The sequence below is a fragment of the Endozoicomonas sp. YOMI1 genome (assembly GCF_024606345.1).
Lineage (GTDB): Bacteria > Pseudomonadota > Gammaproteobacteria > Pseudomonadales > Endozoicomonadaceae > Endozoicomonas.
On the sequence record NZ_JAHHPM010000507.1, the window covers coordinates 1 to 12,037 of the forward strand.

General features: G+C 48.8%; 13 protein-coding genes. 8 read left to right on the forward strand and 5 right to left on the reverse strand.

Going from position 1 to position 12,037, the window contains the following annotated elements; all coding sequences use genetic code 11:
- Positions 1-192 precede the first annotated feature (192 nt).
- Both KDK15_RS18025 and KDK15_RS18030 read left to right on the forward strand, forming a co-directional pair.
- Positions 193-480, forward strand: coding sequence for a DNA-binding transcriptional regulator (locus KDK15_RS18025; protein WP_257296781.1), 288 nt, complete (start codon positions 193-195; stop codon positions 478-480).
- A 95-nt stretch (positions 481-575) separates the two neighbouring features.
- The gene (locus KDK15_RS18030; RefSeq protein ID WP_373691403.1) at positions 576-1,193 is read left to right on the forward strand and encodes a DJ-1/PfpI family protein; all 618 of its coding nucleotides are present in this window, start codon (positions 576-578) and stop codon (positions 1,191-1,193) included.
- A gap of 15 nt (positions 1,194-1,208) precedes the next feature.
- On the opposite strand, the gene KDK15_RS18035 is transcribed toward KDK15_RS18030, so the two are convergent.
- On the reverse strand, positions 1,209-1,538 hold the full coding sequence (locus KDK15_RS18035; protein ID WP_257296782.1) for a hypothetical protein: 330 nt from the start codon (positions 1,536-1,538) through the stop codon (positions 1,209-1,211).
- 131 nt (positions 1,539-1,669) lie between these two features.
- Positions 1,670-1,834, reverse strand: coding sequence for a hypothetical protein (locus tag KDK15_RS18040; RefSeq protein WP_257296783.1), 165 nt, complete (start codon positions 1,832-1,834; stop codon positions 1,670-1,672).
- Between the two features lie 125 nt (positions 1,835-1,959).
- On the opposite strand from KDK15_RS18040, the gene KDK15_RS18045 reads away from it, so the two are divergent.
- On the forward strand, positions 1,960-2,451 hold the full coding sequence (locus KDK15_RS18045; RefSeq protein ID WP_257296784.1) for a hypothetical protein: 492 nt from the start codon (positions 1,960-1,962) through the stop codon (positions 2,449-2,451).
- A gap of 99 nt (positions 2,452-2,550) precedes the next feature.
- Here KDK15_RS18045 and KDK15_RS18050 read toward each other — a convergent pair whose 3' ends face one another.
- Positions 2,551-3,849 carry an FAD-binding oxidoreductase gene (locus tag KDK15_RS18050; protein ID WP_306800390.1) on the reverse strand — a complete coding sequence of 433 codons (1,299 nt, stop codon included), beginning with the start codon at positions 3,847-3,849 and terminating at the stop codon, positions 2,551-2,553.
- A 154-nt stretch (positions 3,850-4,003) separates the two neighbouring features.
- Between KDK15_RS18050 and KDK15_RS18055 the strand changes: the two genes are divergently transcribed.
- A complete protein-coding gene (locus tag KDK15_RS18055; protein ID WP_257296785.1) occupies positions 4,004-5,212 on the forward strand; it encodes a serine/threonine-protein kinase in 1,209 nt (402 codons plus the stop codon).
- 20 nt (positions 5,213-5,232) lie between these two features.
- Here KDK15_RS18055 and KDK15_RS18060 read toward each other — a convergent pair whose 3' ends face one another.
- Positions 5,233-5,403, reverse strand: coding sequence for a XapX domain-containing protein (locus tag KDK15_RS18060; protein ID WP_257296786.1), 171 nt, complete (start codon positions 5,401-5,403; stop codon positions 5,233-5,235).
- 255 nt (positions 5,404-5,658) lie between these two features.
- Between KDK15_RS18060 and KDK15_RS18065 the strand changes: the two genes are divergently transcribed.
- Both KDK15_RS18065 and KDK15_RS18070 read left to right on the forward strand, forming a co-directional pair.
- Complete coding sequence (locus tag KDK15_RS18065) at positions 5,659-7,005, forward strand: glutamine synthetase family protein (protein ID WP_257296787.1); 1,347 nt, start codon at positions 5,659-5,661, stop codon at positions 7,003-7,005.
- Positions 7,006-7,133: 128 nt separating this feature from the next.
- Positions 7,134-9,413 (forward strand): heavy metal translocating P-type ATPase, encoded by a 2,280-nt coding sequence (locus tag KDK15_RS18070; protein ID WP_257296788.1) that lies wholly within the window; start codon positions 7,134-7,136, stop codon positions 9,411-9,413.
- Between the two features lie 166 nt (positions 9,414-9,579).
- On the opposite strand, the gene KDK15_RS18075 is transcribed toward KDK15_RS18070, so the two are convergent.
- Complete coding sequence (locus KDK15_RS18075) at positions 9,580-9,732, reverse strand: hypothetical protein (RefSeq protein ID WP_257296789.1); 153 nt, start codon at positions 9,730-9,732, stop codon at positions 9,580-9,582.
- Positions 9,733-10,030: 298 nt separating this feature from the next.
- Here KDK15_RS18075 and ald point away from each other — a divergent pair, with 298 nt between their 5' ends.
- A complete protein-coding gene (gene ald, locus KDK15_RS18080; RefSeq protein ID WP_257296790.1) occupies positions 10,031-11,152 on the forward strand; it encodes an alanine dehydrogenase in 1,122 nt (373 codons plus the stop codon).
- Positions 11,153-11,400: 248 nt separating this feature from the next.
- Positions 11,401-11,886 (forward strand): OmpA family protein, encoded by a 486-nt coding sequence (locus KDK15_RS18085; RefSeq protein WP_257296791.1) that lies wholly within the window; start codon positions 11,401-11,403, stop codon positions 11,884-11,886.
- Positions 11,887-12,037 lie beyond the last annotated feature (151 nt).

The following is a 12,037-nucleotide window of genomic DNA, read 5'->3' on the forward strand; positions in this document are numbered from 1 at the left end:
AATGCTCAGGTTTAGATAACTTTGAGTAGGTTTGAGCAAGTTTTTAGGAGCGGTAAAAGTGGAGGTGTCCGGGTTATATTTATTACTGGAAAAAGAGCGATTTTGAAATCTGGATGTTGACCTTATACAGCAAGTCGGGGCGTAAGAGTATTCCTGGTCATATCCTGAAAAAGATAGCGGAGGCTATAAACAATGAATGAACGAGATATTGGTCAGGAGATCCTCAATGGATTGGATGAGATCAAAGCATTTAAGGCGGGTAAGGGAAAGCTGAAAACTACCGTCTTATCTGAGCCGTCACCTGCAAAAGAGATCAGGGAAAAGCTCCAGCTGTCCCAGTCGGCCTTTGCCTCTTTTATGGGAGTCAGTGTTCGGACAATTCAGGACTGGGAGCAGGGACGGCGCAACCCTCAGGGGCCAGCAAAAGCTCTGTTGCGAGTTGTCGAACAGCATCCTGAGGTTTTTGAAAATCTCAGTTAATGGGCAGTTTTTATAGGTTGTCAGAGTGTCCAGCAATTGTCTGCAAATCAACCAACAACCAGTTCTACCAACCAATCCGGTCATTTTTAATAATAATGAATACAGGGATTTTTATTTATGACCAGGCTGAAGTTCTGGACTTCTCTGGTCCTTTTGAAGTGTTTACCACTGCAGCACGCCTCTCCCCCAACGGAAAAGCCTTCAGACCTTTTCTGGTCAGTGAATCCGGCAAGCTGGTCACTGCCAGAGGCGGTTACCGGGTTCAACCGGATTACGGGTTTCACAACCACCCTTCAATTGACCTGCTGATGGTGGTTGGCGGTGTTCACAACGCAGAAATGGATAAACCCGCTGTTTTACAATGGATTTATTCTCAAGGGCAACAGGCCAAACTGATCGCTTCGGTTTGTACCGGTGCTTTCCTGATGGCGGCAGCCGGTTTACTGAGCAACCAGCATAATGTCACCACTCACTGGGAGGATATTCCGGATTTGCAAACACAGTTCCCTGACCTCAACGTTATCAGCAACGTCCGCTGGGTGGATGAGGGCTCGGTTATCACGTCAGCGGGCATTTCAGTGGGAATTGATATGAGCCTGCATACGTCAGTCGCATACACGGTGAAGTGCTGGCTGAAAAGGCCAGCAGGCAAATGGATTGCCACAGGCAAAAAGCTTGATAGTTATGAAGAACCCCCTTCCGGGAAAAAATAAACACAGTAACCGTAACTATGATGCCAGGTGATTGCATACCCTGTCGTACAAAGATTTACCAATGTTGAACAGTCCAGTCAAGCCACCCATTTCAGTAAATAAAGCAAATGACAACATTGCCGATCGGGTAAGATAAGCCAGGTCTCGGCTGGGTTGTGGATATTCACAAAATTGGATAGTTTCCTCATAGACAGGTTGAAGCAATTTTGTTTCAAACTGATGCATGATTTCGACGGCCATAGTTGCGAAACAAACTGAAATCATGCCTTTCTTGCAAACATCGCAAACTGTTGCAGATAATGGCGGCGCAATGGGGGTATTGCTGCCAGGAACACTGGGCATCACAATAAGTTACTCCTAAGAAGGTGATAATTCGTCTCCGGGTAATAGACTAATTGATCGGTAAATAGTTCAACCCTTCTTAAGAAAGACGCAGGGAGTTTTTGCCCTGACTGTGTTCTCAATATTTACACGGCTCATTTCTGACAGGGATCAAAGTAAAAACCAGTCACCTGTATTTCCCAGAGCAGTCTCTTCTGCTGCTCATGCTGTTGCGCCTTGCCAGCCAGCAAATTTATCTCTGCCAGTAAACTGTGAAGAAAATCGAAGCAGGTACGGCGCCAGTGAGCAGGGTTCAACATGTCAGCATAGGTTTCCAGCAATAGTTCAAAACAATTTTGCGGGAAAAGTTTACATCAGCCACTTTTTATAATACAAATGATAATTATTCTCATTACAATAAATTAATCAACACGGGATCCAGACAGTGAACCAGTGGCAACAGAAGCTTCATCAAGGGAATGTTAATTTTCATCAATGCGAATGGCGATCAGCTGAAACAGCTTATCTGGAAGCTGCCCGGATGCTGGAACATGAGTGGTTCAAAGATCTGGATAATCCTCAGTTAATGATGGCGTGGATTGCTTCCATGCACAATCTGGCAGCTCTTTATGAACGTCAGAAGATCCCCCAGAAGGCCAGTGAATTTCTGGTTTTCCCTTACCGGAGGATTATCACACTGATAAAGTCAGGAGGATTGTCTGAAGCATTCAAGCCTTCGTTATTCAAGGCTCTGAAGTGTACCGTGATACCGCTGCTGGAGTTTTCCAAAAAGCATCGTATCTGTAAGTGCTGTCAACATTATCTTGATGAGGCCAAAGAGTGGCTAAGTCTCAGTTGGCCGGATCTACAATACTTACACAGAAACCAAAACCATATCGCTAATCAGCCTTCCCCAACGGATAGGACAATTCATTGACCCTAAGGGGCGTTTTCACCTTGCCTGAGGCCTACTCTCATGGCGAAAAAAACGTCCCAAATGGCTTTCCAGCGTTATCAACGACCAGTTGAACGCAGGCTAAACCACCTCTTTCAGCCGATACCACAGCATCCCCAGGGCCAGTAATGGCGAACGGAAATAACGCCCACCGGGAAAAGTTATATGGCGAATATTGGCAAACACATCAAACCGCTCTGCCTGACCGGAAATAGCCTCTGCCAGCACCCTCCCCGCCATATGGGTGGCATTGACTCCGTGGCCGGAATAAGCCTGGGCAAAGTAAATGTTTGTCCCCAGCCGACCAATCTGTGGCATCCGGTTGGCACCAATCCCGATCATGCCGCCCCACTGGTATTCAATAGAGACATTTTCCAGATGAGGAAACACCTGCAACATCTTCGGGCGAAGCGATGCGACAATATCTTTTGGATCACGCCCGGAATAATTGCACATACCACCAAACAACAGTCGTTTATCCGCAGAAAGGCGAAAGTAATCCAGGGCAAGGCTGACATCACAGATAGCCGAATCTTGTGGTATCAGGTTTTGCCAGACCCTGTCCTCCAGTTGTTCAGTGGCAATAATATAACTGCCTGCGGGTAACACTTTCCCGCCAATCTTTGGTTCCAGGTTCCCCAGGTAGGCATTCCCTGCCAACACCAGGAACTGGCAGGTTACCGAACCTCTAGCCGTTTCAACCTCGGGCAGGTTACCCTTATGGATTTTCACCACCGGCGAATGTTCGAAAAATTGCACCCCCAAACCCTCAGCTACACGCGCCTCACCCAGACAAAGATTCAATGGATGCAGATGACCACTTCCCGAGTCCAGCATGCCGCCAATATACCGGTCAGTATTGACATATTGTTTGATATCATCCTGTGATAGCAGCCGAAGCTCATGGGCATAATTGCGTGTTTTCAGGGACTGATAATCTTCTGTAATCCCAGCCATCTGTTTTGGCTTGATCGCTGCATCCACATACCCCATTTTCAAGTCACACTGAATGCGGTGTTTCCGGACCCGCTCGCGCACCAGCTCAACAGCTTCAAACCCCATCCGATGGATTGCCTCAACCCCATCAGTACCGATCTGGTTGCGAAACTGCCCCGGCTTTTCACCCATCCCCCGAATCAGCTGACCGCCATTTCGCCCGGTTGCCCCCCAACCGATTTTTCGTGCCTCCAGAACCGCAACGCGATAGCCTCGCTCAGCCAGTTCCAGGGCTGTAGCGACACCGGAGAAACCACCGCCAACAATACAGACGTCCACGGACAGGCTACCCTCCAGTACCGGGTATTCTGTTACAAAGTTCAGTGACGCGGCGTAGTAAGACTGCGCATGGGCTTCGGTATGCACAGGTCCTTTGAGTTTCATAAATTATTGCCTGTTTTTATATTTCAACTTTTTCAAGAGGCAGCATTTAAGCGAACAATTCCTCACGAACTATTCCTCAGGTCCCCTGACATATCAAGGGAATTTTCCGTCTGTTTCAGGGTCGAATATTGGGTACTTGTGACGAGTTTTTTTTATGACAACACCCCTCAGACAGGACCCAGGCGAGCAACATTTACCTTTCAGCACGAACCCGCCCCGGGGAGCCGTTGAAGCAACAGCGTGTACTGCTAAACACAATCAATATTCGGTAAAACCGGATGATGGAGTAGCGATCGCCGGGAAAATAGCCGGAGAATCCGTTGATCTTCCTCTACCTGAAAAGACACCGATCAATAAAAGAGCGAGTCGCCACTCCCCGCCACTGAATAAAACCGAACAGGCGATAGTGCAGCTCTTGCCACTGAATGAACCGGTGGAAAGCGCAAAAATCAACGAAGGAGGGTGTTCTGTGGTAAAAAAAGTATCGGATGGACAACAAACCGTCGCTGTAAAGCTGTTAAAACATGAGACAGTCTCAATAGAGCGGAGACTCTTTCTGGAGAAAAACGGAGAATTATTAGGGCTAAATATTCCAAATCATCCGAATATTGTTAAAACGCTAGCGGTATTAGTAAAGCGCGAAGCTAACAATGAATATCTGTTGATCAAACACAGAGTTCCTGATTTTTCTCTGGCTCGCTACAGGATCCTGGCCTGCGTTCTCGAATATGTTGATGCCATTGACCTGTGTGACAGCCTTTTGAATGAAAAAGTCCAACCCGGTTTAGACCTTGCTGTTGATATTGGCAGAAAAATCTGTGATGCATTAATGTGTATTCATGATCAGGATGTGGTGTATCGGGATATTAAGCCCGAGAATATACTTTATGTTCCTCCAAAAGCCCCGGGGGAAGAAAGCATTGTCAAGCTAACCGATATGGGGTTCACCAAACACCTGAAAAAAGACGATTATACCAGAACCCGCTGTGGCACTATTGACTATGCTGCCCCAGAGGTTCTCTCTCAGAAAAGATATAATTATACCGTAGATGCCTGGTCACTCGGGGTGCTTCTTTTTGTTTTATCCACAGGAGTTCGATTATATAACTCGGAGAGTGAGTTTATGGTTTATAAGGAAATCATCCATTTTAACCGAAAAAATGAGGCAGAAAAAAGGTCATACCTACTGTCAAGAGATAGATCTATTCATCCTGAATTGTTGAACATCATGCTTCCGCTGTTTCGCAAACCGGAACAGCGAATGACAGTGCCAGAAGCGAAAGCAGCGTTGGACCAGTTACAGGGCTTACCCATATCAATAGATTCCAGCAGCGCCAACTGGTCAACCAAATGCAATACTTGATTCAATGATGAATCAATAAACTAACTGTAAAAACGTGTGATCAAAAACTGAAAGCAGACATGTCCCAGATAGACACCAACAATCCCTGTAACGCCGGGCAGTACAGGAGGTGCAGGGATCGGCAAGCGGAAGAAGCTGAAGAGCATGCCTACGACAAAACCAGTGGCTGTAGCAATAAGGGCTTCTTTCATTAGGTGTCACCAGAAGAAACAGCAGGGAAACCTTATATTAGTCCATGAGCACAGCCCCTGACGCCTGATTCAAGGAAACGAAGTCAAAGCAACATCATAACTTTGCACTCGCCGTTCAGTGGCACCCTGAATACAGGGTTGCCGATAATCTGTTTTTCATGACGATCTATCAGGCATTTCCCGAAGCCTGTCGCACAAGGCATTACCAACGATTGCATCGTCATCACTAAGAACATAACAACCAGAAAAGATACTATGAAAAAACTGGCCAGCTGGTTAAAAGCACAGAGAATCACCGAGGTCGAAGCGGTCATATCCGACTTTACCGGTATCGCCCGTGGCAAGATTATGCCCAGCAGCAAGTTTATTGCTGAAAAAGGCATACGGCTGCCGGAAAGCGTGCTGATTCAAGGCGTTACCGGGGATTACGTCGATGATGAAATCTACTATGAGCTGATGAATGCCGCTGAAATCGATATGATTCTCAAACCGGATGAGTCCGCTGTCCATATGGTTCCCTGGGCACTGGAGCCAACAGCACTGGTTATCCATGACTGTTACGATAAACAGGGTAACCTGATCAGCATGGCGCCCAGGGCCGTGCTGAAAAACGTTCTGGCGCTTTATCAGGCCAGGGGCTGGCAGCCCGTGGTGGCCCCTGAACTGGAATTTTACCTGACTAAACGAACAGCCAATCCTGATCACCCGTTGCAGCCTCCGGTTGGGCGATCCGGGCGTCCTGAGTCTGGACGACAATCCTACAGCATCGACGCTGCCAATGAATATGACCCTCTCTTTGAAGATGTTTACGACTGGTGTGAAGAACAGGGGCTGGATGTAGACACCCTGATTCATGAAGAAGGTGCGGCCCAGATGGAAATCAACTTCCGCCACGGTGATGCACTGTCTTTGGCAGATCAGGTATTTGTCTTCAAAAGAACCGTTCGCGAAGCGGCACTGAAGCATGATATCAATGCCACCTTTATGGCCAAGCCCATCAGTGGTGAGCCGGGCAGTTCCATGCACCTGCACCAGAGTATCCTGGATAAAAAAGGGAATAACATTTTCAGCAACGACGATGGCTCTCCCAGCAAGATGATCTACCACTATATTGGCGGGCTTCAGCAGTATGTCTCTGAAGCCATGCCGCTTTTTGCTCCGAATGTAAACTCCTACCGTCGTTTTCTCAGGGATACCTCTGCGCCGGTAAACCTGGCCTGGGGTATTGATAACCGTACCGTCAGCCTGAGAATTCCTGATTCATCGGCTGCCAACCGCCGGGTTGAAAACCGGCTGGCAGGTGCTGATGCCAACCCGTACCTTGCCTTTGCGGCATCACTGCTCTGTGGTTACCTGGGCATGATTAATAAAACAGAACCAACAGCAGCCGTCAGCGGGAATGCCTCTGATGATTCTAACGACAAGAGACTTCCACTGAACCTTGAGGAAGCCCTTGAGCTGATGGAACAGAGTAATATTCTGAAAGAGACCCTGGGAACACAGTTTGTTCGTTCCTATGTTGAAGTGAAGCGTGCCGAATACCAGCACTTCAAAGCGATTGTGAGCTCCTGGGAGCGTGAATATCTGCAGATGACCGTTTAAAAACGTCAAGGAGAACTACGAATGACAAAGGTCAAGTTTATAGCCAGAAAAAGCCGTGCGTTAGGGAAAGAGTTATGCTTACTACAAATGAATCAGGCATTGGCAGAGTTGCCACAGGAGCATAACCCATGACCACCCGAGAAACTTCAGCAGTTATTTCCGTCGCTGCCATGAACTGTGCATCCTGCGTTGGCAAAATTGAGAAGTCACTGCAGGGCATCAATGGGGTTAAGGGAACTGTTAATCTGGCGGATAAAACCGTTCTGGTAGAAAGCACCAGCAATACTGATATTCATACCGTGCTTTCGGCACTGGCAAAAGCAGGGTTTCCCGGCACGGTTCTCGACCTTGGGAACGATTCATTCGAGCGACAACAGGCACAGCAGGAGACAGACGACAGTCGACGTTATCACTATCTACTGAAACACAGCGCCATCGCCCTGGGCCTCGGGATACCCCTGATGATCTGGGGAATGGTCACCGGCGAGATGGGCATCAACAACCCTCAGGAGCAGATTGCCTGGGGCATGGTTGGCGTGGTTACCGGGCTGATTCTGTATTTCTCTGGTGGACACTTTTTCACAGGCCTGTGGCAATCCCTGAAACATCGTCATGCCAATATGGACACCCTGGTGGCACTGGGCACCGGTGCCGCCTGGCTGTTTTCCATGATTGTTGTACTGTTCCCGGAATGGCTGCCCAACAGTGCCCGGCATGTCTACTTTGAAGCTTCCGCGATGATTATCGGCCTGATCAATCTGGGCCATGCCCTTGAACTCAGGGCCAGGAGCAAAACCAGTGAAGCGGTAAAACGGCTGCTTGGGCTTCAGGCCAGGACTGCTCGGGTGATTCGTGATGGAAAAGCGCTGGATATTCCTGTGCAGCAAGTGCGCAAAGGCGACACGCTGCGGGTACGCCCGGGAGAAAAGATTCCGGTGGACGGCAACATTGTGGATGGCAAGAGCTTTGTGGATGAATCCATGCTGACGGGGGAGCCTATCCCCATAGAAAAGAAGGTAGGTGATGCCATTAGTGCCGGTACCCTGAATAAAAACGGCTCACTGCTGTTTACGGCAGAAAAAGTGGGCAGTGAAACCGTACTCGCCCAGATTATCGCCCTGGTCAAAAAAGCCCAGAGTGCCAAGATGCCGATCGCCCGACTGGCCGATAAAATCTCCAGCATCTTTGTTCCTGCCGTTATTCTGCTCGCTCTGCTGGCGGCCGCCGTCTGGTATTTTGCAGGGCCTGAGCCCAGGGCTGCCCATATGCTGGTGGTCACCACTACTGTACTGATCATTGCCTGCCCCTGCGCACTGGGCCTTGCTACTCCCATGTCAGTTATGGTCGGCGTGGGGAAAGCCGCGCAACTGGGTATTCTGATCCGTAAAGGTGACGCATTGCAGCAGGCCAGCAAACTGACGACGCTGGTTCTTGATAAAACAGGAACCATTACGGAAGGTCGCCCCATCGTTACTGAGATTGTCAGCCTTGAACCATACACCGAAGTCGAACTGTTAACCCTGGCTGCCAGCCTGGAACAAGGCTCTGAACACCCCCTTGCCGAAGCGATTGTGGCATCCGGTCAGTCAAAGCAGATAGCACTGAAAGCCGTTAATAGTTTTCAGGCCATACCCGGTCACGGCGTCTCTGGCAACGTCGATGGTCAGGTATTGCTGCTGGGTAATAAAAAGCTGATGACCGATAATGGCTGCAATATCGAAAGTCTGGCCGGTAAAGCAGAACAACTGGCAGAACAGGGGCAAACCCCGATGTTTATGGCGATTGATCATTGCCTGGCAGGGATCATCACGGTTTCAGACCCCATCCGCTGCGACTCACAGGCAGCGATCAAACGGCTTCATAAACTGGGCATTACCGTGGTTATGCTCACCGGTGATAACCGGATAACGGCACAGGCCATTGCCAGACAGGCTGGCATTGATGAGTTTTATGCAGAAGTTCTGCCTGAAGATAAAGCCGGGCATGTGCAACAACTGCAGCGCCTTCTATCCAAAAGCGGTCATAAAGTGGGTATGGCTGGTGATGGCATCAACGATGCACCGGCCCTGGCCCAATCCGATGTTGGCTTTGCCATTGGCACAGGGACTGATGTTGCCATTGAATCAGCGGATGTGACCCTGATGGGCGCTTCCCTGCACGGTGTGGCGGATGCCATTGAGCTATCAAGAGCAACACTGAGAAATATCAAACAGAACCTGTTTGGTGCCTTTATCTACAATTCATTAGGCATACCCATTGCTGCGGGCATCCTGTTCCCCTTTACCGGCATGCTGCTCAATCCGGTCATCGCCGGTGGTGCCATGGCACTGTCGTCGGTCACCGTGGTGTCCAATGCCAACCGGTTAAGATGGTTCAAACCATCAACTAATAAACATCAAATGTCGTAAAATCACGCAGCTGGAATTTTCAGGGTGATGAAGTAACGGGCTCCTGCACCTTGTTGATAGTGGCCTTTCGAAGTGCGGCAGGCGATGTCACAAAATATTCAGTGTTTCATACGACCTTTCCAAATCGTCGGCAGGTTGTATCCGCTGAACTGAGACTGAGACGCCGTTATGGCCGCAGCCAGGATAAGCTAACAGCAGGCGTGACAATAGTAGCTACAGCGCCGACAATGCCCGGGGCAATAGCGGCAGCACCAGTGACAAGGTAGGTATAGCCGACACCATTCACTGATTCAGCCAGGCAGCGAGTATGCGGGGTCATTAATTATTCTGACTGGGTTCTGGTATGTAGTGTGAAGCTATATGTGCGTCAGTGTAAAGCCTTTTTATGCCAATACTGTCCAGTGACAGAGAGATGTTAAATATATTCAACCAAAGTACATTCACAGGCGGGTATATGGCTTTGTCTGTTATATCTTCCTGAATACAGAGCAAAAAAATCAATCAAAAATACTTTTCAGATAAAAATCCTAATAAGAAACCATATTCAAGATAAAATCCTGTAAAAATTGATGTTAAATATTGTTATATCCCAAGTTAATACGATCACGGAGTTGAATATGCGGATAGGCATTCCCAAGGAAATCAAGAATCACGAGTACCGCGTAGGCCTTACCCCGGCTGCTGTTAAAGAGCTGGTTCACAACGGACACGAGGTTTTTGTTGAGGACCATGCTGGCAATGGCGTAGGTTTTTTCAATGAGGATTACCAGGCCTCAGGTGCCACGATTCTGGCAACTGCTGAAGCGGTTTTCGCGGCAGCTGAACTCATCGTGAAAGTAAAAGAGCCCCAGGCTGTTGAACGCACCAGACTGAAACCCCACCACACGCTGTTCACCTATCTGCATCTGGCACCCGATGTGCCACAGACCACAGACCTTATCAATTCCGGTGCAACCTGTATCGCTTACGAAACCGTAACCGATGCCCGGGGCCGGTTGCCATTGCTGGCCCCAATGTCTGAAGTGGCCGGGCGTATGTCTATCCAGGCAGGTGCACGTTGCCTGGAAAAATCCATGGCTGGACGCGGTATGCTGCTCGGCGGAGTTCCCGGCGTTGAACCTGCCAAGGTGGTCATTATTGGTGCCGGGGTGGTTGGCCAGAATGCAACCGCGATGGCAGTAGGCATGGGTGCCGAAGTGGTGGTACTTGACCGTTCAGTGGATGCCCTGCGTCGACTGGATGCCCAATATGGTAACCGTGTTCGTACCGTATACTCTACTTCCCAGTCTATCGAGCAGCATGTGGTATCCGCTGACCTGGTCATCGGCAGTGTTCTGCTGCCCGGTGCTGCAGCGCCCAAACTCATCACCCGGGAGCTGGTTAGCAAGATGAAATCCGGCTCTGTTATTGTCGATGTTGCCATTGATCAGGGTGGCTGCGCAGAAACTTCCGTGGCAACCACTCATGCTGAACCGACCTTTATCGTTGATGAAGTGGTGCATTATTGTGTTGCCAACATGCCCGGAGCGGTTGCTCGTACTTCTACCCTGGCACTGAACAATGCAACACTGCCTTATGTTCTTCAGATTGCCAACAAAGGCCCTCGCAAGGCTTTGGAAGATAATCCATACCTGTTGGAAGGCCTGAATGTTTGCCGGGGGGGTGTTACCTGTGAGAGTGTTGCCCAGGCACAAAATCTACCATACCAACCAGCAGCCCAGTTGCTGACTGAGATTTAGCCGACAATAACAACCCATGCCTGATGATTGCTGTCTCCAGCTAAGAGACAGCACTTATACAAATAGCTCCCTGAGTACTACCGCTCATCCCTGAAACCCGCACATTCTGTCAAAAATCAGTCTTACTGACACCTTCCCAAAAAATTTCCCAACAGGCTCCTGCAACGGGAAGGCACAACACTATACTCAGTAGAAATTCCCATAAAAGGGAATCAAAAATCATTAAACACCATGGATGGAGAATTACCATGAAAAGGCAACTCAGAATAACCGCCCTTCTGACAGCAGCCCTTCTGACGACAGGCTGCGGCTTAAAGAAAACCAGCAGTGAAATGGCCGCCAATGATTACCAATCGACCAATAGCTCTTTCAACTGTGTTGTTGGCTCCTTCTGTGCTTTTGCGGAAAAGACGCCCAAGGCCATATATTTTGATTTTGGAACTTATGTTCTTGATATGGAAGATCGCAAGTTACTGGATACTGTTGTAGAACACATGGGTAACTCCAAGCGTATCGAACTCACGGGCTATACCTGCAAAATTGGTTCAAGCCGGGCAAACCAGAATCTTTCTGAGAACCGGGCCCTCGCTGTAAAAGCGTACCTGATGCATAAAGGTATAGAAGAAGAGCGTATTACAACGTCGGGTAAAGGCAAACAAAGCCCTGTTACCCGCAACGGCAAAGGAAAAGACCGTTCGCAGAATCGTCGAGTGGAGATGAGAATCTTTCGTTAATCGTTTCTGATTCGATTGGACAGCATGTTAGCGATCTTTAAAAAGGTACCGGTCAGCCGGTACCTTTTTTTATGTACAGGAATGTACTCTTGATTTAAACCGCAACGAGCGCAACATTCGTTGTTATGATCCAAGGCTCAAGCTGCCTTTA

Coding starts and splice junctions, on each gene's coding strand:
- ald (WP_257296790.1), top strand. CDS start 10,031: ATGCGGATAGGCATTCCCAAGGAAATCAAGAATCACGAGTACCGCGTA.
- KDK15_RS18025 (WP_257296781.1), top strand. CDS start 193: ATGAATGAACGAGATATTGGTCAGGAGATCCTCAATGGATTGGATGAG.
- KDK15_RS18040 (WP_257296783.1), bottom strand. CDS start 1,834: ATGTTGAACCCTGCTCACTGGCGCCGTACCTGCTTCGATTTTCTTCAC.
- KDK15_RS18070 (WP_257296788.1), top strand. CDS start 7,134: ATGACCACCCGAGAAACTTCAGCAGTTATTTCCGTCGCTGCCATGAAC.
- KDK15_RS18065 (WP_257296787.1), top strand. CDS start 5,659: ATGAAAAAACTGGCCAGCTGGTTAAAAGCACAGAGAATCACCGAGGTC.
- KDK15_RS18085 (WP_257296791.1), top strand. CDS start 11,401: ATGAAAAGGCAACTCAGAATAACCGCCCTTCTGACAGCAGCCCTTCTG.
- KDK15_RS18075 (WP_257296789.1), bottom strand. CDS start 9,732: ATGACCCCGCATACTCGCTGCCTGGCTGAATCAGTGAATGGTGTCGGC.
- KDK15_RS18030 (WP_373691403.1), top strand. CDS start 576: ATGAATACAGGGATTTTTATTTATGACCAGGCTGAAGTTCTGGACTTC.
- KDK15_RS18060 (WP_257296786.1), bottom strand. CDS start 5,403: ATGAAAGAAGCCCTTATTGCTACAGCCACTGGTTTTGTCGTAGGCATG.
- KDK15_RS18055 (WP_257296785.1), top strand. CDS start 4,004: ATGACAACACCCCTCAGACAGGACCCAGGCGAGCAACATTTACCTTTC.
- KDK15_RS18050 (WP_306800390.1), bottom strand. CDS start 3,849: ATGAAACTCAAAGGACCTGTGCATACCGAAGCCCATGCGCAGTCTTAC.